The organism is Arthrobacter sp. ISL-72, assembly GCF_018613755.1.
Lineage (GTDB): Bacteria > Actinomycetota > Actinomycetes > Actinomycetales > Micrococcaceae > Arthrobacter.
In genome coordinates this window covers 1-22,477 of record NZ_JAGGPP010000041.1, presented here as the reverse complement: position 1 = coordinate 22,477, position 22,477 = coordinate 1, and the positions used below count along the sequence as shown (strand labels likewise).

Sequence of the window (22,477 nt, the reverse complement as noted above, 5' to 3'; positions counted from 1 at the left end):
CCCCCGCCTGGGCTGTGGCCGCCGCATCGACGAGGTCTGGGCAACCATCAGCCAGCCCCCCACCGCCCATGAAAACGGCTGCGCCCAGTGCCGGACGGCACGGGCCAGCCTGGCAAAGCTCGCGGAGGCCGCCGGCACGCTTCGGGACAACGATGCAGAAGACGCCTCCCTGCAGCCCCATCACGCCGTCAAGGACGCCATCATGAACGTGGCCCGTGCCGAAGTCCGGAGGGGCAGCAGGCTGCCCGTCTACCGGTCTGGCCAGGGGGGCATCACGATCAGCGAACAAGCCATCACTTCAGTCATCTGGTTCGGCGCCGATGCCCTTGCGGGAGTACGGGGCCGTCGCTGCCGCGTCCGTCCTGACCCGGATACCGCGGACGACCCCCGCCCGGCCGGGACCGCCGGCATCTCGGTGGACCTTCGAATCGCCGTGGCCTCCGGCACCGACATCCCCGGAACCGCCGAGCTGCTGCGTCAGCGGATCATCGGCATGATCACAGCACACGTCGGACTCAACGCCGGAGCCGTCAACATCACCGTGGAGGATTTCTACGATGGCTGAGCATCCCCTCGAAGCCCGGCTGATCAGCCGTCACCTTATTGCCGACCTTGCTGCCCGCACTGCCCTCGATACACCAGGCGTCCTCCGGCTCGAACCGACCCTGAAAAACCTCCTCACCCACCTGGGAAAAGGAACAATCCAAAATCTCCGCAGGGCAGACACCCGTACCACTCCCGCCCGGCACGACGGCGTCTTCGTCACCGTCCACAACGGCATCGCCGACGTCCAGCTCGACATCGCCACCGATATCGCCTTCGCAGCCCTGAACGTCGCCCAGGCCGTGCGGGAGCAGATCGCCCGGACCATCAGCCACACCGGGCTCATCCCCGGGCGCATCGACATCTCGGTCCTGGCCATAGAGCACCCACCCACCGCCGCAGCGGCCCGTCCTCCCAGGCCCCTCTGACCCAGAACACCCTCAGGACGGCCACCCCACCATCATCGTTACGGATCCGCCCGACGATTCCGAACCACTGAGTCCTTGTCGCGGATGACTTGTTCGACTTCGCTGGTCTTGTATCCCCATGTGTCGAGCTGGGTCAAATAGTCGATGTGGGTCTGGCTCGGGAGCCCCACGAGCCGTGGGCGATGGTCTTCCCATACCCTGCGAGACCACCGCGATAAGTGTGAACTCGGGCCGGGTCGTGGTCTTCGCGACGTGGTCCCTCAGCGGGTTCCATCCTCAGCGGCCGCATCCGTCATTCTCGGGTCGCCAGGGGTACCCTGAGCATGATGCGCTTCCAGGCAAAAGGCGCTTCCGCCGTGGCCTGCACAGGAAGGCAACATCGATGGAGATGAACCTCAGGGACAACTGGAACCGGCTCAGCGCGGCCACGCGGCAATGGCTTACCGATAACCCCGGCTGCCTGATCCTGCCGCGCACACTGGTACTCGGCCTGCGCATGGCGCACCGGGGCCACTACAGGTGCTGTTCACGCTCGATGCCGGCAGGCGCGTTCTGTACGTTCACCGCATCGAGCACCGCTCCGAGGTCTACAAGCCGCACCAATGAATCTCCTGGCCTTTACCGGCCACCCGCTAAAGGCGGAGAGGACCCTTGGGGGCAATTATCGAAAAGTTGCTCGGGCGGTGGTGGGAAATCCTAGAACAGAGGCGTCCGAGGGAGAGCCCGTAAAGTCGGCTTTCCAGCGTCCTTGAAACGGTTCCCGACATTGTCATTCACAAAAAGGGACTTTCAATATTCATGAGGATGGCGACGGAAATCCCTACGAGGCATGCGGTTCTTGATGCCGTACTCCGAGTCTCCATTCCAACCAGCGACGAGAAATTGCACCGTTGGCTCAGGACTGACCAGCCAGCGCCCGGGTGCGGATCGCGACAACAAACAGGTCGGGGCCGGGGTGTAGCTCACGTGTTCTTGTCGCCGGTTGCAGCAGGCTAGGGAAACCCCAGGTGGCAGGACGCTGAACCGAAAATACGCAAATTCCGGGAGGTGGAATCAGGAACATGACTCCACCTCCCGGGGTTTGTCCGTTGCAAGCGACCAAAATAGTAGGTCAACGGATGTGCAATATGAGCCGTTTTCAATCTGCTGCGGACACCAGCGACAACCCCTAATCGGGCCCAGCTCAGCGGTGGCGCCGCGATTGTGAAGCATCTCAAAGCGCCAACAACGGACCTTCTGTAAGGTCGCGTTTAACCTGGTGATCCTGAGCACTGTAAAAAGTTTGGTTTGGCCGGCCGTATACCCAACTTTGACGCAGGTTCCATGTGATTACAGCGTCAATTGGACGTACTCTGTTTGCTGCCGCAGCCACGCCCGAGGCGGATGCCGTGGTGATGGATGGGATTCGGGACGTCGTGCGGTGACGGGCCTTTTTCATCGAGGCCAATGATCCTCGCCTCATCGACGAGGAGCTGAAAACGGCAGTGGATGCAGCAATCCAGCATGCGATGGAAGAGGACCGGTATGGCGTTCTGGTGACCCGCCACGGGAACACGGCCTTCACCGTCGCCGTCAGCGCCGGAGTCCCCCACGGACAGACTCCGGAAGAGAACGCGCCCGCAGGGGTGTTGGCCGTGAAACTGCCCTCGGGGGATCCCGGTCTGAGACCGATAGCCCAGGCGAGTTCCGTGTGCGACATGCACCATGCCTTGTCTTTTGTTGTATCTCCCACAATGTTTAGAGGTACAGGACCTGGTCTCCGGCATCGAACACCAGGTAGCCCCAATATCAGCCTTTACCCGCCTCAGCTTCGACGTTCGCGTCGGGTTCGGCCCACTCCAGTGCTGCGACGATGTGTCCTTCGTTGGGGAGTGCCTGTTGTTCGGCCAGGGGGAGCTTGTCGTAGGTGTAGGCGGCGACGGCCATGGGTGACGTGGAGCGTCCGAGGCTGTATCGGACGCTGCGGTCGTTTCTTGCTGCCGCAGATCAGGATTCCGATGGTTTCGTTGTGGTGCCGGCGCCGGAACATATCGTCGACGAGCGCGACGCTTCGACGAAGACCTGACCCAGCAGGCCACCGCGGTCACGAACCGGATCCGCGGGCTGCTCACCCAGATCCATCCGGCCTTGGAAAGGGTCCTCGGCCCGCGCCTGGACCACCCGGCGGTGCTGGACCTGCTCCAAACCTGGCCTACCCCCGACGCGCTCCGGAAGGCCGGGCAGAAACGCATCGCAGCGAGGCTGCGGAAGCTCGCACCGAAGATGTTCAACCGGCTCTCCGAACAGATCCTCAGTGCCCTGAATGAACAGCACGTCGTGGTCATCGGAACCAGTGCCGCCGGAATCGTCCTGCCGGAACTGGCAGGAATGCTGGCCGGAATCCACGAGGCCAGGGCCAAGGTCCTGGCCCGGGTCGAGGCCCTGGTGGAGGCCCACCCTCTTCACCCCGTCCTGACATCCATGCCGGCAGTGGGCGTCAGGACAGCGGCACGGATCCTCACCGACGTCGTCGGCAAAAACTTCCCCACCGCCGGCCACCTTGCCTCCTATGCAGGCCTCTCCCCCGTCACCTGGCGCTCCGGTTCCTCCATCCGCGGCGACCACGCCTCACGCAGGGGCAACAAAGCACTCAAACGCGTCCTGTTCCTCTCCGCCTTCGCCTCGCTCAAAGGCCCGACCTGCCGGGCCTACTACGACCGGAAACGAAGAGAAGGTAAACGCCACAACCAAGCCCTGGTGGCACTGGCCCGACGACGCTGCGACACCCCCTACGCCATGCTCAGGGACGGCACCATCTACCAACCCCGCAGCGCCGCATAAAGCTGGCCACTTCCATGCGCCCCCGGCCCGCTCTGAAGCTGCCGCTGCACCTCCTCACGAGACCCGTGAGGAGGTGCCATGCTCGTCGCAGCCGCATTGATTGCATGGCTGCGCGATTTCCGCAGCTTAATCCTGGACTGGGAGGGGCAGCCTTGCCTCAGGCGCGGCTTTCTCCATAGCCGCCGTCGCAGGCGGGGATACTTGTGGCCATCGCCGGCGGAGCGCGTATCCAGCAGCTGCGACATAACGAAAGGCGGCGGCGCAAGAGCACCGATGCTTAGCCGGTGGGGGCGCTTCGCCCCGCCGTTTGGAGTGGCAGGACGGCTTCGTCCACGACGTTTCCGGAAGCAGCCCGTCGGGATCGCATCCGATAGCTGGACCGGCCGTCGCCATCACCATGGGGCGGGCCAGGGGCAGGCAGCCTACCGGTGCCAGCCCAGCGCGGAATCATAACTGCACTCCAGTGCACCCGTTCCAGGGGCAATGCCGCCGCCGGACGGGAAGTAGATTGCGCCGAAATCCGCCCCTTCCGCCTCGATCCGTCTCTGGGCCCAGGTCTGGGCGGCTTCCAGATCCTCCTCGGGGATGGGCTCCCGGGTACGGTGGCCCCCGCGGAAATGTATGTCCAGCTGATACTCCCCCGGCTGGGAGGTCCCGGGGTGATGGCTCGGATCCTGCTCATCGCGCCTGCTGATGAGGACCTGGGCCGAGGCGTGCAGGATGGAGGACTCGCTGGCCGGATTGCCGTGCTCCTGTTGTTTCATCCGCAGGCCCGAGACGACGCTTTCCACGGTGTCTTCCGCCGTGACGACGTACGCGGAACCGCTGACGTCAGCCTCTGAACCGCCGACGCTTTTCAGATGCTGTCCGAAGTGTTCGGAGCTGGACTGGCTGGAAGTCATGCACCCTCCTTGAGGGATTTCGCGGCGGGTGCCGCCCGTCCCCCACCCTAAACCCATAGGGCAGCGTCCGGATCAGTGATGCGGAATATTTCCCTGGAAGGTTCAGCAGTTCGGCGGGCGAAAGGCACCGCTTGGTGACCAACCCAGTGCCCGCAGGCATGCCGGTGGCAGGACCGCCTTCCGCACGGAGTGTTGCTCCGTCACAATTCACGTCCATGTTTGGTGGGGCCGCAGAGTCGCTGCCCCACATAGGGATAGAGGCATGATGAACGACAAGCTCAGCATTTCTGGTTCGAGTGGACCTCAATGGCGCCCAGGCCATGGTCGCGGCTCAGGGCCATGTAACTGTGCAAAGCATCCAGGCCCTCTACCTCGTCGTCAAACTGGCATGCCGGTTAACCAGAAATTTGTGGTCGGCGACCCACTCCAGGGGGTAGGTGCTCCTCGAGGAGCGTCGCTTGGGCCAAGTCTACCCGGGCCGGGCCTTATGGCCCGTGGTGCGCATGCCGCCCGGGGACGTGTTCTCAGACATGGGAAAGCCCCCTCGGACGAGGGGGCTTTCAACGGATAAGTCAGACGTAGATTGGTCTGGATCAGCGGTGATCTGCTCCTCCTTCCCGGACGCCTAGTGCGCCCATTGCCGGACTCTGGACAAAATTCTAGTAACGAATCCACCGGACCGTCCAGAATCAGTAGCCGCGTTTCGTCTATCCGGACGAAACTCTGGCACCTGGTTCGCGATCCGGGGCCCCCAGCTGGGCTGATGCACTCCCGGCGACGCCGCTGCTTGACGAAAAACATAGGGGCACCCAGTTGTTTTTTGCTGCTGGCGGAGCAACGCGTAGCTGTGATCGACGGAGCCGGCGCAACCCTAAGGGCAAGCAGCGGATGAATTGTGGGAGGAAATAAGCGAAGCGCCGACACAAGGCATCCGGTGCGCAGCCGTCCGCAGGACGCTTGAGCCGGTGAAGCGGGCACACACGATCCCCAGGACAGCAGCAAAAACAGAAAAATGCTTGTGCAGCCCGAGCGCAGCGAGGCCGTTCTGAGCGCTGTTACTGGTAAAACCGTCCTTCCCGTGACGACCCACGCCATGAGCGGACTGGGCACCACCGTCAGCGATTACAGGAGCTCCTGCCCCGGGGCAACGATCGGGGAAGGCCTTGCGGTTAAAGGCGAGGAAGTCCGCGATGCAGGAGCTGACGTCGAGTCTTGGCTCCTATGCACGGGACTCCTTCAGTGAAGGCAGCAACGCTCCAGGGATACCCGGAGCTGCAGCATCAAATACTCCCGAAAGGACCGACATGAGCGATTCACACCAGACCAGGGCACAACAACTCATCGGCGACTTTGCACCGAAACTCGTCGATCTCACAGACAGCGTGCTCTTCGGTGATGTTTGGGAATGGGAGGAGCTCTCCCCCAAGGACTGCAGTCTCGTCACCGTCACCAGCCTGATCACAAGCGGCAGCACCGACCAGCTCCGCGGACACCTAGCCCGGGCACGGGCCAACGGACTGACGGCAACTGAGCTCAAAGAGGTGATCATTCATCTGGCCTTCTACGCCGGATGGCCCAAGGCGATGTCAGCAATCACCCTTGCCAAGGAAGTCTTCGCCGCAGCCGACTACTCGGCGGGTCTTAGGGAGCACACCTGATGACGCGGTTGTGCTCTTGAAGGTCTTTCTTTAGGGCGTAGGAGAGCTCTCTTGCGACGTACCGTTTGAGGCTCCTGATTACGTCTCCTTGCGAGTGTCCGAGAGCTCGCTTGCGGTCACGGTATGCCTTCGTCCTGGAGTCGAGCTTGAGCCTGCCGACGGTGATGAGATAGATGGAGCGGTTAGCCTGGCGGTTACCGCTCGATGTACAGGGCCAGGGCGTGACGGAGCTCTGCGACGCCACGACCTGGACCCAACAGCCGGCCGCGCCAGCGGACGCCCGCTTCCTGGTGAGCCGTGCGAACCAGAAAGCAGCACCCCCGTACCGCTCCCTCAGGAGGTCGTCCATCGACGTTTGACCTACAAGCGGAGCAACTTCGCCCGCTTTATCCTCCACTCGTCCCGTGGGCATGCATTGACGATAAGAGCAATGTCGCCGACAAGCGGAGCAGACACGCTGAAGCGCGACGTGACGATCGGCTTCATAACGCCGGTTATCCGGGCCGCCGGCGCACCAGTTCCTACCGCGTGCGCCGGCGCGTCATGACACGCTCGGACCGGGCCAGTAAACTCACGGTTCCAGCCAGGACGAGCAGAGCCGTGAAAGCGATGACCTGGCCGAAGAACATCAATACACCCACTCCGAGAGTGGCCGCGTACGTCAGGGCGAAGCCCAGGGCTGAGGACTCGCTCACGGCTCTTCTTCCCGGAGGCACGGAGTGGGATGGAGATCCGCATCCCTGTCATCATCCAGTGTTTCGTGTTCTTCGGCTACAACCAGGACGCCGGTAGAGGCGGTCTTGTCAGCGATGGTCGAAAACTGAGCCGTTCGTGGGCGGCACGGTGGCGTATCTTTCGACCGTCATCGACAGATCTTCCGTGTAGTGGAGGCCAACCCAGGGCGAAGCCGTCAGTTCACCTTTGTCAACGGCGACGTGTGCTGCCAGCGTCGGTGTGCCGATCGCTGCTGTTTCCTGCTTGGGCTCTTCGTTTGGTTGTGCCGTACGGCGGCGGTTCTGGTTGACATGGAATCTCCTGTCGACTCGCGCTTGTTTGATTCCCGGACAAACGGTCTGCGGTGCAGCCGCTGGCTTTGAGTTCCCGGACCGGGACGGTTGAGTGGGTTGACTGGCGAGTTCAGGACCCAGGGCGATCGGAATGCACCCGTGAATCGACGCGCCAGATTTCGATTCCGTCGGAGCGGTGAATCAGTGACCGGCCCAGTCCGTTCGTCCGATTAATCCAGACGAGGGTGCCGTCCTGGGCGATTTCGTCGATCCATCCCGCCCCGAAGACGCCTGCACCGCGGCGCAGCTCCACGAACTCCCTGCGCCATAAGTGCTTCCACTGCTCCACGAGAACAGCCTGCAGCCGCCTTTTCGGCAGGCGCTGGCCACCTGAGAAAGAGGCTGGGACGGATGTGCGGGTCATGGTCCTACCCTTGGGCTGATGCCGGCGCGTGGGTTCCGGTCATTAGGGCAGCGAGGTCGTCCGGTTCCAGGAATGACGGCGGTGGCGGCGGACCCCAGCTGAAGAGGCCCTGGGCGCCGTGGAAGGTTTCCGGGGTCCAGATTTCGTCCTCGGGGATGCAGTCCATGTCGGAGTAGTACTCGGAGAAGTTCCCGGCCGGGTCTTTGAGGTACCAGAAGAAGTTGGACCCGGCGTGGTGTCGCCCGAGGCCCCAGATGTGGCGTTCTGGGTTGTTCTCGAGCATGGCTTTCGCGCCCCGTCCGACGTCGTCGATGTCATCGACCTGCCAGGACGTGTGGTGGAGGAAGTTAACGGGTGCGGCGAGGGCGAGGACGTTGTGGTGGTCGATCGAGCAGCGCATGAACGCGCCCTTGTCGCCGACGTAGTCGCTGACTTTGAAGCCGATGCCTTCGGTGAAGAACCGCATGGTGGCTGCGAGGTCGACGGTGCCGATGACGGTGTGGCCGAGTTTGCGGGGTTTGATGCGGGTCTCGCGTAGGACGCCGGGGGCCCGGCCCAGGCGGTCGGTCCGGCCGGGTCCGTTGTAGGGAGTTGCAGGAGTCTTCTCCTGGGCGATGCGCGGTGCGACATGGATGCGCGCGGTAAACCCGGAGATCGGTTCCTGGGCGAGGAGTTCGGCGCCGGTGTGAAAAATCGGGATACCGAGGCGGTTCATCTGTGCGGTCACTTTGGCGATGTCGTCGTCGTTATCGGCTCCCACACCGAGCTCAACAAGGCGTCGGGTCGGTGCGTAAACCACCTTAAGTTGTTCGCCGCCATCGCGCGTTCCAAACGAATTGTCCCCGAGAGGGTCCAGGCCGAACTCCTCATAGTAGGCGGCCGTTTCTGTGACGTTGGGAACGCCCATCACCACTCGGGTCAGACGGTGCAAAGACATGGGATTACTCCTTTGTATCCATGGATAAGGCTAGCGCTGATGGGAAGGGTCTTGCTGCCCGGCGGGAGCCGGGCAGCAAGGGTGTTCACTTGCCGGCAGCGACGAAGGTCTGCGTGATCTCGCCGATGCCTTCGATCCGGGAAATGAGGGTTTCGCCGGGCTGGATGAACCGCTGCGGAGTCCTGCCCACGCCGACGCCGGACGGTGTGCCGGTGAAGATGATGTCACCTGGCAGGAGTGTTACCGTCTGGGACAGACCCTGGATCAGAGCCGGAATAGAGAAGATCAGTTCGCTGGTGCGACCCTTCTGGAGCTCTTCACCGTCAAGGCTGCACCCAAGCTCCAGATCGTCCGGATTAGAGAACTCGTCAGGCGTGACCAGCCAAGGACCCACCGGAGCGAAACCGGGGAAGGATTTGCCCAGCCCGAACTGCGGGGCCGGTCCCCGGAGTTGGGAGACACGTTCGGAGATGTCCTGACCGATGGAGAGACCGGCCACGTATTCCCAGGCATCGGCCGCGGAGACGTTTGAGGCTTCCTTGCCGATGATGGCCACAAGTTCGACCTCCCAGTCCGTGTTCCCGCCCTCGGGCAGGACTACCGTGGTGTCCGGGCCGGTCAGGGCGCTGACGAACTTGGTGAAGACCGGGGGCAGCTGGTCCGGTTCTTCGAATCCTGATTCTTTGGCGTGCGCGCTGTAGTTCAGGCCAATCGCGAAAATCTGGCGTGGGGCCGGTGACGGGGATCCGAGGTGGGAGCGGTCGATTGTTATGTGAGCGTCGGAACCGGGCAGGCCCTCCGCCCATGTGGTGAAGGCTTCCCAGTCGTTGTAGAGCGGTGCCAGTTCCGGGCCGAAACGGCCTTCGCTAGCGGTGTGGATGTCTAAGGCCGCCTCATCGGAGGTCAGCAGAACAGCCCGGTTGTTGTGGTTTGCGATACGCAAAATGACTCCTTGAAAGTGTGTGGTGTCGGCTCGGTGTGCCGCAGCCGGTCAGGACCGGAAGGTCACATCAGTTCTGTGGCCAGCACCTGGCTGAGCGCGGACTTTAGAACGGCTTGGGCGTCGGCTGCGCCGTTGACGGAACGGAAGGCAACGTACCGGTCCGGCCGGACCAGCACTGCACCGGTTGGAGAAATCTCACGGTGCTTGAGCCAGGAGGCGCGGACGTCGACGTAGTCGCTGTCCAGGACGCCCACGGTTGCGGCCTTGATTGGCAGGTTGTGTTCTGCGGCGATCTTGTTCGCGGCCTCGACCCAGTCTCCGCCGTCTTCTCCGGCGATGAGCAGGAAATGCCCGCCGTGGACCAGGATTCCCAGCGGGATCCGCTCACCTTCGCGTTCGACGAAGGCGTGGGGCATGGGGTGGCCGGGCTTGGTGCTCGGCTCGTACAGGCGTACCGGGTCAAGCGGGACGTACTCCGGGCTGCCGTCATGGACGATGGCCGTGGAGTCATAGGTGTAGCCGAACTCCACATTGTGGTGGCGGAACTCCATGGTCTGCGACCCGATGGCCTTGTTCAGGGCGTGCCGCTTGTTGTGGGATTCGGGCAGGTCCTCCCACAGCGGGCGGACCTCAGCCCAATTCTGCGCCGGCGAATTTTCCGGTGACAGGTTCAGTGCCTTGTCAATGACGAAGTGGTTCATCGCGTTGGCAACGGCATTGTTGATGTTGTTCTGATCCACCGGCTTGCGCTCTGCCTCGTAGGTATCCAACAGCGAATCGCCGGCCTGTCCGCGCAGCACCGAAGCTACCTTCCAACACAGGTTGTAGGCATCGTGTACTGCAGAGTTCAGCCCGAGGCCGCCGGTCGGGGGGTGCCGGTGCGCTGCGTCACCAAGGAAGAAGACGGAGCCTTCACGGAACTTGTCCGAGATAACACCTTCCATGACCCATTGGCTGATGCTGTTGACCTGGGGGTCGAAGCCCGGGACGCCCAATGTGGCCTTGAGGCGGTCCAAGACCTTCTTCCGCTGCATGGCCTCGGGGTCATCCGTGGCGTACTGCATGTGCACGATCCATTCCTCGGAAGCAGGTCCCCAGTTCTCCGGCCCCATGGGAACCAGCACCCCGCTGGACCAGGAACCGCCGAAGTCCGGGTTGACCAGCCAACGGATGAGGACCTCATCGTCCTTAAGGTAAGCGGAGAGGTCTGCGGTGAAGTGCACGGTAACCATGCGCATCAGGTCCCGGGGGCCGGTCATGCCGACGCCCAGGATCTTGCCCACCGTCCGGCCACCGTCGGCCGCAAACAGGTACTTGGCACGGACCGTGAAGTCAGTGCCGTCGTCCTTGTTGTGGACGGTGGCCACGACGCCCTCATCGTCCTGGACCAGGGCGGTCAGCTCATGGTTGAAGCGGACGTTCCCCGGGTTCAGGGACTCGGCATGAGCCCGCAGGACCGGTTCGAGGCGGATCTGGGGAAGATTGCAGGTACGGCGGGGGCTTGCCGCGACGTAGTCGGGATCGGTGTAGCCGCCGCCCCAGACCTCAAGGCGTCCCAGCTCACGGCCGTAGCCGTCGTGGTCGCCGGTGATCCCGGCGTACCAGCCGGTTGCCTTCATGTTCTTGGCGGGAGTGCTGCGCTTGTAAATCTCGGGGGCGACGCCCACTTCGGTGAAGATCTCCATGGTGCGCTGATTGAGCACGTGGGCCTTCGGCAGGATCGAGGTGTTGGGGAACGCTGTCACCAGAAGCGACTCGATACCGAGGTTCGACAGCGTCATTGAAGCAGTCAAACCTGCTCCGCCGCCACCAACGATGAGGACAGGAACTTGTATATCCGTCATGGAATCTCCTAAGGGCAGTTACTGCTGGACGTGGCCGAAGTCCTCGTTTCCGCTGGCTGCGTTGCCATCCGGGACTTGAGCGGCCGATCTTGGGGGGTGATCTGCAACACACTCTTCCAGTCGTTCATCGATTTAGCAAGAAAATATCGATTTTATTTAACTTCGGCGTTTTTGTTCCATAATCGGGTAGGGTAATCTCATGACCGCCAGCGAGCCCAAGACCCACTCCGAAGGTGTCTACGCCTCCCTGCGGGCCGAACTTCTCGGCGGATCTTTCCTGCCAGGCAGCAAACTCAAGCTTGCAGGCATCGGGACTCGCTACGGCGTAAGTCTTTCGGTGGTCCGGGAGGCCATGACCCGGCTTGCAGGAGAGGGATTGGTACGGGCGCTCCCACAACGCGGCTTCTGCGTGACTCCTCTCTCCGTGGACGACCTGCTGGACCTAACCCGCGCGCGCGTGCTCATCGAAACATCTGTGCTCCGCGAGTCCATCGGTCAAGGTGGCCTTGAGTGGGAATCCGCCGTGATTGCTGCCCATCACACTCTTCAAGGGACGACGTACACGACAGATGAGGGGCATCTGGACGCAGCCTGGTCGGCGGCCCACCAGGCCTTCCACCGTGCGCTCCTCACCGGAGCCAAGAGCCCGCGCCTTGAGTCGATCGCCACGGAATTGCGGGACTGTTCCCTGCTGTATCAGCACTGGTCCATTGACATTGCCGGCGATCTGGACCGCGACGTCGCCGCCGAGCACCGGAATATAGCCGAGCTCGCCGTCGCCAGAGACGCCGAAGGTGCTGTCAGGGCGCTGACAGAGCACATTGAACGGACCACCGCCGCCCTCCTTGCGTATGCGGAATCGCAAACGGATCCACGGCGGGCTGCCGGCATCTCCGCGTGATCGGACGCCGCCCGCCCGGGGTGAACGGGGGAAGACCCACCTACCCCCTGCGGTGAATCGGCTTGTAGCTCGGGTACGCATCGAGTCCTTCAATCCCGTATTCCGTGCCAAGGCCGGAGTTATGCCGTCCGCGCGGCGTGGTTTAGGCGAAGAAGTTCAGGCCCACCGAGCCCGTGCATGGGCAGCCGGCCGCCCACTCGGGAGGCCCGCGGGACGCGCTTGGAACCGTAGACGCGATCGATATACAGCACTTCATTGCCTGCCCGAATGGATAGATGCGGCGTATCACCGGTCAGCGAGAACAGATCCTGCATGTAGGGACCGGCAGCTTCCCGGAGTTGCCGACCGGTATTCGGGGCGAGTCGCGAGCCTTCGGCGATGTCCGACAAGCTAAGGAGCCACGGGACTTTTCGAACGCCTCAAGGATGGCGAGCACCGTTGAAGTCACGATGCGCCCCCGTACGCGGCTGTCGCCTGCCAGGAGGGCTCCTTACCGGTAGTGGTTGGCTCTCCGGGTTAAGCGTACGGGGACGACCGCACGTTCCTGTCGCCGTCCTCCCCGTACAACCGCTGGGGCGGGTTAGCCGTCCAGAACACGTCCGGTGTTGACCGCAACAAGCTTGTGGACGTCCCCCGGACTGACGCCGGCATCCAGCAGCTGCCCGAGAACCCGCTCGTAGGCATCAACGGGGAAGGGATTGTTTTTCTGCCCGAGGTCCGAGCCGATGATGGTGTTGTCGATGCCCACGGCTTGGATGAAGCGAAGCATCGTATCGACATTCCACTGGTAGAACGTGGTGCGGTCGTCGTATTGGACTAGCCCGTGCTCTACCACTGCGCCGAGCTCCACCCATTCCCTCGCCTGGTCGGGGTTCGCTTCACTGACGAAGTTGGGGTGATTGACCACCATCCGGCGGAGTCCCATCCGGTTGGCGGCACGCAGCACTGCGGTGATCTCCGGCGGGGACATGTGTCCGGTGGAAAGGATCGCGTCGGCGTCCTTGACCAGCTGCAGCACTTCAGTGGTGTCCGGAAGCAGCTCGCCGTCTGCATCCAGGACGGGAATCGGCGTCGTTTTGCGGAGCTTGATGCTGGTGGACGGAAACTTCAGGTGTTCCTCGCGTTCGTGGACGCAGATGTGCTGCTCTGATGACACGGTGGGCATCCACACCATCCGGCCACCCATCTGCAGGCTGAGCTCAACTGCATAGGGATTGATGCCGCCCACGTAGTTGTTGAGCGCCACGCCGCTGTAGACGGGAAGGGGCAATCCGCCCATGGCGTCGTCGACGGCGGCGATGTCCGTGACCATGCTGTGGTGGTGGGATTTAATCAGGATGGCCCGGAAGCCGGCTGCATGGGCCTGTTCGGCGACGCCGCGGATGCCGATGTTGCGGGGGAATGGCGAGGGGGCGGGGTGAACGTGGAGGTCCACGGCGCCGGTGAGGAGCTCGGGGATTCTTTCGTCGGTGAAGATGTGTTCGTCGGTTGCGAGGGTGGTCATTGGTTGTCTCCTTGAACGGATGAAATGGTGTGGTGGCTAGGCTTGGGATCCGGCAGGTTCTGGGGCCGGTGAGCCCATGTCGACGTCGCGGGTCTCCGGGCCAAGGTAGGCGCCGGCCGCGAGCAGGATCCCGCCAATGACAATGAGGACGACGGGTGTATAGGCCGTCGGCATGAAGGCGGTCAGGCCACTGAGGTAGAACGTGTAGAAGGCCGGGATGATCAGTGCGAAGCTGTAGCCGATGCCGTAGCCGCTGGCCCGGATTGCCGCGGGGAAACGCTCGGTGAGGTAGGCCGCGATGGGGCCGAAGCAGGAAATGGTGAAGACGTCGATTACCACAGCCAGCAGGGTCACGGCCACGAGGTTTTCGGCAGGCGTGTTCAGCAGCAGGATGAACGCTGTGGAGGCAACGATGAGCGCCGTGATGCCAAAGCCGATGTAGAAACGTCGGCGGCCCACACGCTGGGAGAGTGCTGCCGCGGTCAGGAAGCCGCCGATCGTGACCACTGAGGCAATCAGCATGATGACGCTGACGGTCTTGTCCGGAACGCCTACTGTGTTTTTCAGTGTCGCCGGCAGGATGGCCGCGGCAACATTGGTGAGGAACCACAGACCGGTCATGAGGATAAACACCTGCATGAGGCTGCGGCGGTGCCGGCCGAGGAACAGCGCTTTGACCGGTGATTCCTTGATGGCCGATGCCTCGAAGTGCGGGGCCTCCTCGACGTGGCGGACGTAGTACACGAAAACAATGCCCGCGAGAATGCCGCCGATGACAAACGGTATCCGCCATCCCCACTGGACGTAGGGCGAGTCGACGCTGCCCGCCGGGAACAGCATCAACAGGGCGAACGTCAGCACGGCAATGGTTGCATTGGCCAGCGGGTTGGTGGCCGTGATCAGGCCGCTGGCCAGGCCGCGGTACTTTTTCGGGGTCCATTCCATGGCGAGGGGCACGGCAGTGCTGTACTCACCGCCGAGGAAGACGCCTCCCAGGAACCGCAGCAGGACCAGCAACACGACGGACCAGATTCCAATGCTCTGGTATCCGGGCAGGAACGCGATGGAGAGCGTCGCCACGCCAAAGCCTGCGAGGGCCACGAGGGTGAGCTTGTGGCGCCCGAATTTGTCCGCGAAATGGCCGAAGATCGCAGAACCGAGGGGCCGTGCGATCAGAGTGGAAGCGAATACGAGCGCCGCGATCGTCGCCGCGGTGCCCTTGTCCATTTCGGGCGACTGGAAATAGATCATTGCCGGGGCCAGTGTGATGATGGGCAGGTAGATGTCGAATTGATCGGCGTAGTAGCCGAAGATTCCGCCTTTGAGCGCCGAGCGCCCGGGATTCGGGTTCGCGGTGCGATCCGGATCGGTTCGTGTTGCCCGGGCCGTTTTGGCCGGGACCTGCAGGGTGTTGTGCGCGGACATCGTTGTCCTCCGTTGCTTACTAAGGGGTTTCAAGGGATGGGGTGAAGGCTAGTTACTCTGGTTGTTTTCGACAGCGGAAGGTCGCGGGCTGGCCGCCGGGTTTCGCTGGGTGCCACCGCCCAGGGCTGCCGACAGTTCGGCCGCGGCCGTGGCCACATCCCACGCGGCCTGCGAATCACGGTCCAGGCCCAGAACATGGTTGGTTGCCACCAGTGCCAGCGACGCACAAATGCCGTGCTCGTCGAAAATCGGAGCTGACACTGCGTTGACGCCGCCCAGATCGGGACTGGTGGCGACGCCTTTTTCCCTGGTCAGGTCTATTTCGGCACGGAGGACTTGCTGCTGCTCCGGCGGAAGCGCGGCAAGCATCCGTTCCGTTCGGAGCTGGTCTGAGGTGAATGCGAGGAACACCTTGGCCTGCGCGGAGGTGAGGGGCAGTTGCGAACCGACGCGGACGGAAACCACAACATTGCGGCTGGTGTCTTCCTCGACGCGCGACACAACGGGTCCGCCTGAGCCCCAGAGACTGAGGACTGCGGTCATGTGGGCACCGAAGCTGAGATCCCGCATGACGGCGGGGGCCAGGTCCAGCACCTTGCGCTGGCTGAGGGCGAATGTCCCGAGTTGCAACAGGAGCCCGCCGGGAACAAAAGACCCGATGGCGTGCCCACGTTCCAGGAGGCCGGCCGCCACCAGTGAGTTGCAGTACCTGTAAACCGTGGAACGGTTCAGGTTGAGAAGTTCAGCGGCTTCGGCCGCTGACAGATGGGGCCTGTTAGGGCCGAACAATTGCAGAATCTGGGCGGCCCGCGTCACTGCCTGGATATCGGAGGCGGATCCCGCGGTGTTCTCTTCAGACATTGCTTCCTCTTGTTCGTATCGATAATTACATGTTCGCCATGCAGGACTATTAGTTGATACTCTAAGTGAAGTGGACCACACCCGCAAGCCCTGAATTCTTTCTCAAGGCAGTAATCTCACGCCTTTCGAGATATGTGAGGTTCACCATACGAAAGCACTATCTGCATAGCGAACACCTGGTGCAGCGAGACAACATCTCAAAGGAGAGACAACATGTTTGATAAGTCCGATCCCCGCGCCGGCCTTGCTGTGGCGGCAGCAGCACCGGCTGCCGATACCGGGATAGCAGAAGCCCATTACACCGAGTTCGACGGGGACCCGGCCGAAGTGACTGCGCTGGGAAGCCCCACCTGGATTACCCGTGGACAGAACTTCATCGTCGCCTACTCCCGCCTCGCCGCCGGGGATCAGCTGCACCGGCCTGCGAGCCAGGATGAGTACGCGGTGGTCCTGCACCAGGATGACGCCATGGCCACCATCCGAGCAGGAGGGGAACACATCACGGCAAAAGGCCAGTGCCTGGTGGTAGTCCCGCCCGGCGAGTCGGTCATCGTGGCCGATCAGCCCACGAACGTAGTGCGTGTCTTCGATATCCGCACGGCCGACCTCGCGGCAAGGGCGGCAAACGCCGCGGACTACCAGCAGGTTCATCCCCGCGTGGCGCCCCTTCAGATCTGGCCCGAACCTGCCGACGGCGACAGGCTGCGCTTCTACCGACTCGACACCATTGCGCCCGAGGCCGGACGTTTTGGGCGCATCTTCCGCACCCGCACACTGATGATCAACTACATGTACCCCACCGAGGGACCGCGCGACATCAGCAAGCTTTCTCCGCACCACCACGACGACTTCGAACAAGGGTCGTTAGCCGTTCGGGGCGAATTCACACACCACATCAGGACCCCCTGGACGCCCGACATGAACCAGTGGCGCGAGGACGAGCACACGTCGGTCGGTAGCCCGTCGCTGGCCATCATCCCCCCGCCCACCGTCCACACCACCCGGGCAACAGGGCCCGGCTCAAACGTCCTCATCGACATCTTCAGCCCGCCACGCGAAGACTTTTCCGACCAGGCGGGCTGGGTTATCAACGCCGCCGAGTACCCCCGCAAGTAGCACCGCGCCTTACGCTCGGCCGATAACAGAAAGAAGGCTCTTGTGTCAGCACTCAGTACCCCCGGTTCCGTCGGAACATGGGTGAAGCTCCCCACCATCGAGTCCGTGCAGATCCTGGCACACGCAGGCTATGACTTCGTCGTCATCGACCTGGAGCATGCCCCCATAGACGTCCGCACCGCCTATCAACTCATCAATACGGCCACCGCCGAAGGACTGCTGGCACTTGTGCGGGTTGAAGAACTTCGCCCGGCCGCCATCCAACGGATCCTCGATGCAGGCGCAGCAGGTGTGCTGATCCCCCATGTCGATACGCCGGAACAGGCAGAACTGGCCGCGAAATCGGTTCGATTCCCGCCGTTCGGCATCCGGGGCGCCGGCGGTACCAGCCGGGCCGGCCGCTGGGGCACACTGCCGGCAGCGGGCTATCTTGCATTCGGCAACGACACCGCGCTTTGCATCCCCCAGCTGGAGAGCAAACTGGCCATCGATAACGTGGAAAAGATCGCAGCCACCGAAGGAGTTGACGCCCTGTTCGTCGGCGTGGCAGATCTCAGCTTGGACATGGGCAAGGCACTCACCGACCCCGAAGTCGTTCGCCTCTACCTCCATGCCCTGGACGTAGCCCATCAGGCAGGCAAGCCCTGCGGTTTCGCCTCGGGCACGGCGGCCGGCGCCAAAGCTGCACTAGACCATGGCTTCGATTTCGTCGTGGCCAGCAGCGACACCGCCATGCTCGTCACCGAAGCATCCAAGGTAGTGAGCACAGTAAAAGCACAAGACCGCTGAACTGACGAAATCGCCATTATCGGCGCTTAAGGGGTGCTCTCCCACTTTCGTGTTGCCCCCAGATACGCGAAAGTGTTCGAACTACCGAGAAGAACGCCGTGCAAATGACTCGTGCCGCAGGGGCTCTTCTTTGAAGACTATCCGTCACAGTTCAGATGTGCCCTGCCGGGCTGCTTGACGGCAGGCGGGAATCTGTTTGGACTGCTGGCCCGCCGGCAGCGTCAATCGCTCAATCTAGTGGCATTGCAGAGGCGGGCGGAGATGACAAGTTAGCTGATCTCCGCGCCTGCTCGCGCCGGCTGAGCGGTTACTACTTGGGTATTCGAATCGTACTCTAGGGCCGGCCTTCCCGCCACGATCACTGTAGCGCGCTCCCATGGCCGGTCTTCAAGTAGGAAGGGAATTTCTTGTTCTTCCCAATCCCTGTGCAGGTCTTCTTCTTCCTGGCCATCTCGTGCCAGGAGGCGACGTCGGGCTTCAGAGTTGTCGCACTGCACCCAGATCGAAGCGTCGACTAGGTCGGAGAGCGCTTGGCGTGATGATCCGCTCCCTTCCACCCACACCACGGAACGCCCGGTGGGTAGAGCTATGGCACCTGGACGTTCTCGGGCCACCCATCCCGGCGGACGGTAATGGACTGCCTCGCCTTGGAGCAGGGGTTCGAGGACACCGTCACGGAGTTCATCGGCCCAGTCAAAAAACGAGAGATGCCACGCTACATCGTCCGTGTGAACGACATCTGAGTCCGGCACTCGAGCTAGTAGACGATCGACCAGGGTGGTCTTGCCTGCCCCGCTCCTTCCATCTACCGCTACAATCCAGGGGCGGTTCGGACGTTGTCCTGCTGCCGGCAGTAGCCGCCGCACCAAGCCTTCCAGTGACTCGACTTGCCAGGATCCCGCATCGGGTTCGCCGACTTCCGGTTTCATATCCATGGTTACCTCGACTTCAATTATCGGTCCCGCCCAAAGCTGCCTGGTATCGAGTCTCAAGAGTTGCCGTGTTTAGCGCAAGCTCTTTGGGCTGGCCGCTCGGCGCAGCCATCGGCAACGGCGGCGACGCGAAACTTCCGAGGCGGCTCCGCATCGAGTGGTGATCACCTAGCGGAGCCCTCGTCTGCCGGCGCATAATGCACCCATGTCAGGATGCGCCGGCAATGGCTGACGGAAGCGAAGATGTTTCAGCCGCGGAGAAGAACAAGGACCTAGCAGACCTTGCTGCCGCCGAGACTGCAGAGCCTTGACTTGCTCCCGCTCTCGGGGGCACTCTGCAGGGGTCCGGCAAGTTTCTTCGATGAAGGACATCACCATGCCCACGGCAAACCAGGAAAACTTCGGCTCCGACCTCTCCATGGTCGCTGAACTCGCTGCGCAGCTTCGGGTGGACTCCATCCGATCGAGCACGTCCGCCGGATCCGGCCATCCGACGTCGAGCATGTCCGCCGCAGACTTGCTGGCTGTGCTCATTAGCCGTCATCTGCGCTATGACTGGGACAACCCTGACTTGGACGCCAACGATCACCTGATCTTCTCGAAAGGCCATGCCTCTCCCCTGCTGTACTCCGTTTTCAAGGCGGTCGGCGTCGTCTCTGAGAAGGAGCTCATGACCGGCTACCGCCGCTTCGGCCAGCGCCTGCAAGGACATCCCACGCCGGCACTGCCCTGGGTAGGTTTCGCGACGGGTTCCCTTGGGCAGGGACTTCCCGACGGCGTCGGCGTCGCCCTGGCGGGGAAATACCTTGACCGGCTTCCTTACCGGGTCTGGGTGCTGTGTGGCGACAGCGAAATGGCGGAAGGCTCCATCTGGGAAGCCCTGGACAAGGCCTCCCACTACGGCCTCACAAACTTGATCACCATCGTCGACGTAAACCGACTGGGACAGCGGGGCGAGACCGAACTCGGCTGGGATATGGAGGCCTACGCTCGTCGGGTCCTGGCTTTCGGCGCCCAGCCCGTAATTATTGATGGTCACGTTCTCGGCATGATTGACGAGGCCTTTTCTACTGCGGCAGAAGCGCCCGAGGACAAGCCCGTTGTCATCCTCGCCAAAACCATCAAGGGAAAGGGCTTCGCCGACGTCGAAGACAGCCCGGACTGGCATGGAAAACCGTTCCCGCCGGAGATGGCTGACAAGGCGATTGCCGAACTCGGCGGCCCAAGAATGCTGACCTTACGCGGGCTTCTTCCAGAAGGAGGGTCAAAAGCAGGCATCGACGCTCCGGGCACAACCCGTCCCGCCTACAAAACGGGCGAGAAGGTCGCTACGCGAAAAGCTTACGGCGATGCTCTGGCCGCACTCGGTGCGAACGATCCCACCGTTGTTGCCTTGGACGGTGAGGTCAGCAATTCGACCCATTCGGACGAATTCGCCAAAGCATTCCCCGACCGGTTCTTCGAGATGTTCATTGCGGAGCAGCAGCTCATCGCCGCTGCAACGGGGCTCAGCATCCGTGGATATAAAGCCTTCGCCTCCACCTTTGCCGCATTTCTCACCCGCGCCTACGACTTCATCCGCATGGGCTCCATCTCGGGCGTGGATCTTCGCCTTTCCGGCTCTCACGCTGGCGTCGAGATTGGCGCCGACGGCCCCTCACAGATGGCGCTGGAAGATCTGGCAATGATGCGGGCCGTGAATGGTTCCACCGTCCTCTACCCTGCCGACGCCACCAGCACAGCAGCCCTTGTGCAAAACATGGCGGAAACCTCCGGCATCAGCTATCTCCGAACCACCCGCGGTGCCTACCCGGTCCTGTACAGCCCTGCAGAGCAGTTCCCGGCCGGCGGCTCCAAACTCCTCCGGTCCTCCGACAACGACGACATCACCCTCATAGGGGCGGGTGTCACCCTTCATGAAGCACTCAAGGCCGCAGAAATCCTCAGCGCTGAAGGGATCCAGGCCCGCGTCATCGACTGCTACTCCATCAAGCCCAGACGCAGAAACGCTGCTCACCGCCGCCGGCGAGACACAAGGCCGCGTCATAATCGCAGAAGACCACCACCCGGAGGGTGGCCTGGGATCAGCGGTCAAGGACGCATTACTCATCGCACCACCAAGTGATTTATCGATTGCGCATCTGGCCGTACGCGGCATGCCGGGGTCCGGAACCGGGCAGGAGCTCCTCGCCTGGGCCGGCATCGACGCCCAACACATCGCCGAGGCGGCCCGCCGCCTGGTTGAGGCAGGGGCCCTCATCGGCCCTGATGGTTTAGCTCTCCCTGACCAGGAGCCGTAGACCGCGCTGTGGGGGCCACCTGATGGACGCCACCTTCCCCGAACTCCGCGGCAACCCTTTCCCTCGCCGGCGGCCGCCTCAATGCTCTATTGAGCAAAGCCCGATTCCCGGCGGTTCCTGCCCCGAGCAGGACGGTTGGCGGCTGGCCAATATAGTGAGGGCTACCCGGTGGGGCAGCAGGACACTTCCGTCGGGCTGTGGGCGACAAGACCTTGATCAGTCATTACCGCTGCTGCCAGACGACCCCGGCAGCGGCCGCGATAGCTAAGGCGATCCGATGCTTCGCGCCTGCGTAACTTGGCGACGACTGCTTCCAAAGCGACATGGGTTCTTATCGGCGTGCGGAGGGCTTCCGGGTCGCACGGAGTGCTCGCCCGGCAGAAGGGCCCGGCATCGCCCCTCCACAGACACCACCTCGGCGCCTCACCATTCAGTCACGTAGTCAACCAACACACAGGCAATGAACGGATATGACGACCCAGCTACTTGGCGGTATCACTGGACATCTCGCCCCAAATCCACAACCGTTTATGTCGTGCAGGCCAGAGGAAACCATGCAGAGTAACTAGCCCCAACCCGGCCGCCGCACTTCAAGAAGGAGGAAGCCGGCAACAGTAACTGCCATCAAAAAAGGGCCCCGAAGGGTCCCGCATGTGAACAATTGTGCACACTGAGGGCTCACAAGCCCCTGAACAGGGAAAACACATGCCCGAGGTGGGACTCGAACTGCATTCCAGTCCATGCAAATACTGGGAACACCCTGAAACATGCGGGATCCGAAGCAGTTCGACGGCTATACCAGCCGATCCGAAGCCCAAAGTCTGGACAATGTGCACACCTCCTTTTCTGCCCAATCTGCTTCAACTCCCCGGTCGCCCCGAGGGAGGGTTTTGGAGAACGGCCCTCACCCAGAGCCGACTTAGAAAGTGCAAGCTTTGCCGGGTTGAGAGGGATTACGGCGAGACAGCTTGTTGAGACATCGGCAGACTAGGCCCGCGCAGTCTCGCGCTAGGAGCCTGCTGAATTAGTGGGTTTCGTGGTCTCTGGGCAGTCGGTCTTTTCTTGCGGCAGCGGTGTGGTTCCTGATTGAACGGATCTACTGGGCGCCGCTCCGCAGTTGGCTGGGGCGTCCATGAAGGCTTT

Annotated in this window: 18 protein-coding genes and 3 pseudogenes; 10 read left to right on the top strand and 11 right to left on the bottom strand. The window is 62.5% G+C overall.

The features are described from left to right. Positions 1–565, top strand: a 565-nt coding sequence (locus tag J7I92_RS22650; protein ID WP_214844135.1) for an Asp23/Gls24 family envelope stress response protein, incomplete at its 5' end; no start/stop codon positions are given. Continuing rightward, positions 558–971 carry a hypothetical protein gene (locus J7I92_RS22645; protein WP_214844133.1) on the top strand — a complete coding sequence of 138 codons (414 nt, stop codon included), beginning with the start codon at positions 558–560 and terminating at the stop codon, positions 969–971. The genes J7I92_RS22650 and J7I92_RS22645, both read left to right, overlap by 8 nt. A gap of 38 nt (positions 972–1,009) precedes the next feature. Here J7I92_RS22645 and J7I92_RS24105 read toward each other — a convergent pair. Both J7I92_RS24105 and J7I92_RS24100 read right to left on the bottom strand, forming a co-directional pair. Further along, a pseudogene (locus J7I92_RS24105) lies at positions 1,010–1,247 on the bottom strand (chromosome partitioning protein ParB); the annotation flags it as partial. 1,512 nt (positions 1,248–2,759) lie between these two features. Next, positions 2,760–2,897, bottom strand: a complete 138-nt coding sequence (locus J7I92_RS24100; RefSeq protein WP_251040339.1) for a hypothetical protein — start codon at positions 2,895–2,897, stop codon at positions 2,760–2,762. Here J7I92_RS24100 and J7I92_RS24095 point away from each other — a divergent pair. Next, positions 2,896–3,036 carry a hypothetical protein gene (locus tag J7I92_RS24095; protein ID WP_251040338.1) on the top strand — a complete coding sequence of 47 codons (141 nt, stop codon included), beginning with the start codon at positions 2,896–2,898 and terminating at the stop codon, positions 3,034–3,036. The two genes, J7I92_RS24100 and J7I92_RS24095, sit on opposite strands and share 2 nt — an antisense overlap. Then, positions 3,021–3,791: pseudogene (locus J7I92_RS22635) on the top strand (transposase); the annotation flags it as partial. The gene J7I92_RS24095 and the pseudogene J7I92_RS22635, both read left to right, overlap by 16 nt. A 422-nt stretch (positions 3,792–4,213) precedes the next feature. Here J7I92_RS22635 and J7I92_RS22630 read toward each other — a convergent pair. Further along, positions 4,214–4,693 carry a hypothetical protein gene (locus J7I92_RS22630; RefSeq protein ID WP_214844131.1) on the bottom strand — a complete coding sequence of 160 codons (480 nt, stop codon included), beginning with the start codon at positions 4,691–4,693 and terminating at the stop codon, positions 4,214–4,216. 1,012 nt (positions 4,694–5,705) lie between these two features. Between J7I92_RS22630 and J7I92_RS22625 the strand changes: the two genes are divergently transcribed. Both J7I92_RS22625 and J7I92_RS22620 read left to right on the top strand, forming a co-directional pair. After that, positions 5,706–5,936 carry a hypothetical protein gene (locus J7I92_RS22625; RefSeq protein ID WP_214844129.1) on the top strand — a complete coding sequence of 77 codons (231 nt, stop codon included), beginning with the start codon at positions 5,706–5,708 and terminating at the stop codon, positions 5,934–5,936. Between the two features lie 61 nt (positions 5,937–5,997). Beyond that, positions 5,998–6,351 carry a carboxymuconolactone decarboxylase family protein gene (locus tag J7I92_RS22620; protein ID WP_214844127.1) on the top strand — a complete coding sequence of 118 codons (354 nt, stop codon included), beginning with the start codon at positions 5,998–6,000 and terminating at the stop codon, positions 6,349–6,351. 521 nt (positions 6,352–6,872) lie between these two features. Here the strand turns inward: J7I92_RS22620 and J7I92_RS22615 are convergent. The 5 genes from J7I92_RS22615 to J7I92_RS22595 all read right to left on the bottom strand — a co-directional run bounded on the left by J7I92_RS22615 (position 6,873) and on the right by J7I92_RS22595 (position 11,506). Continuing rightward, positions 6,873–7,046: a hypothetical protein gene (locus J7I92_RS22615; RefSeq protein ID WP_214844125.1), complete on the bottom strand. Its 174-nt coding sequence runs from the start codon at positions 7,044–7,046 to the stop codon at positions 6,873–6,875. 442 nt (positions 7,047–7,488) lie between these two features. Continuing rightward, positions 7,489–7,782 (bottom strand): hypothetical protein, encoded by a 294-nt coding sequence (locus J7I92_RS22610; protein WP_214844124.1) that lies wholly within the window; start codon positions 7,780–7,782, stop codon positions 7,489–7,491. Positions 7,783–7,786: 4 nt separating this feature from the next. Then, entirely contained in the window at positions 7,787–8,719 is a 933-nt protein-coding gene (locus J7I92_RS22605) for a VOC family protein (RefSeq protein WP_214844123.1), read from the bottom strand. An 85-nt stretch (positions 8,720–8,804) separates the two neighbouring features. Beyond that, positions 8,805–9,662 carry a fumarylacetoacetate hydrolase family protein gene (locus J7I92_RS22600; RefSeq protein WP_214844122.1) on the bottom strand — a complete coding sequence of 286 codons (858 nt, stop codon included), beginning with the start codon at positions 9,660–9,662 and terminating at the stop codon, positions 8,805–8,807. A 62-nt stretch (positions 9,663–9,724) separates the two neighbouring features. Further along, positions 9,725–11,506 (bottom strand): FAD-dependent monooxygenase, encoded by a 1,782-nt coding sequence (locus tag J7I92_RS22595; RefSeq protein ID WP_214844121.1) that lies wholly within the window; start codon positions 11,504–11,506, stop codon positions 9,725–9,727. Between the two features lie 199 nt (positions 11,507–11,705). Between J7I92_RS22595 and J7I92_RS22590 the strand changes: the two genes are divergently transcribed. Continuing rightward, positions 11,706–12,407 carry a GntR family transcriptional regulator gene (locus J7I92_RS22590; RefSeq protein WP_214844120.1) on the top strand — a complete coding sequence of 234 codons (702 nt, stop codon included), beginning with the start codon at positions 11,706–11,708 and terminating at the stop codon, positions 12,405–12,407. 580 nt (positions 12,408–12,987) lie between these two features. Here J7I92_RS22590 and J7I92_RS22585 read toward each other — a convergent pair. The 3 genes from J7I92_RS22585 to J7I92_RS22575 are packed head-to-tail and all read right to left on the bottom strand — an operon-like array spanning position 12,988 to position 16,197. Then, complete coding sequence (locus J7I92_RS22585) at positions 12,988–13,911, bottom strand: DUF6282 family protein (RefSeq protein WP_214844118.1); 924 nt, start codon at positions 13,909–13,911, stop codon at positions 12,988–12,990. Between the two features lie 36 nt (positions 13,912–13,947). Next, entirely contained in the window at positions 13,948–15,336 is a 1,389-nt protein-coding gene (locus J7I92_RS22580) for an MFS transporter (RefSeq protein ID WP_214844116.1), read from the bottom strand. A gap of 48 nt (positions 15,337–15,384) precedes the next feature. Next, the gene (locus tag J7I92_RS22575; protein ID WP_214844114.1) at positions 15,385–16,197 is read right to left on the bottom strand and encodes an IclR family transcriptional regulator; all 813 of its coding nucleotides are present in this window, start codon (positions 16,195–16,197) and stop codon (positions 15,385–15,387) included. A gap of 213 nt (positions 16,198–16,410) precedes the next feature. Here J7I92_RS22575 and J7I92_RS22570 point away from each other — a divergent pair, with 213 nt between their 5' ends. The 3 genes and pseudogenes from J7I92_RS22570 to J7I92_RS22560 all read left to right on the top strand — a co-directional run bounded on the left by J7I92_RS22570 (position 16,411) and on the right by J7I92_RS22560 (position 21,334). Beyond that, positions 16,411–17,313 carry a hypothetical protein gene (locus tag J7I92_RS22570; RefSeq protein WP_214844112.1) on the top strand — a complete coding sequence of 301 codons (903 nt, stop codon included), beginning with the start codon at positions 16,411–16,413 and terminating at the stop codon, positions 17,311–17,313. 42 nt (positions 17,314–17,355) lie between these two features. Further along, positions 17,356–18,102, top strand: a complete 747-nt coding sequence (locus tag J7I92_RS22565; protein ID WP_214844110.1) for an aldolase/citrate lyase family protein — start codon at positions 17,356–17,358, stop codon at positions 18,100–18,102. 1,293 nt (positions 18,103–19,395) lie between these two features. Next, positions 19,396–21,334, top strand: a pseudogene (locus J7I92_RS22560) (transketolase). Positions 21,335–22,477 lie beyond the last annotated feature (1,143 nt).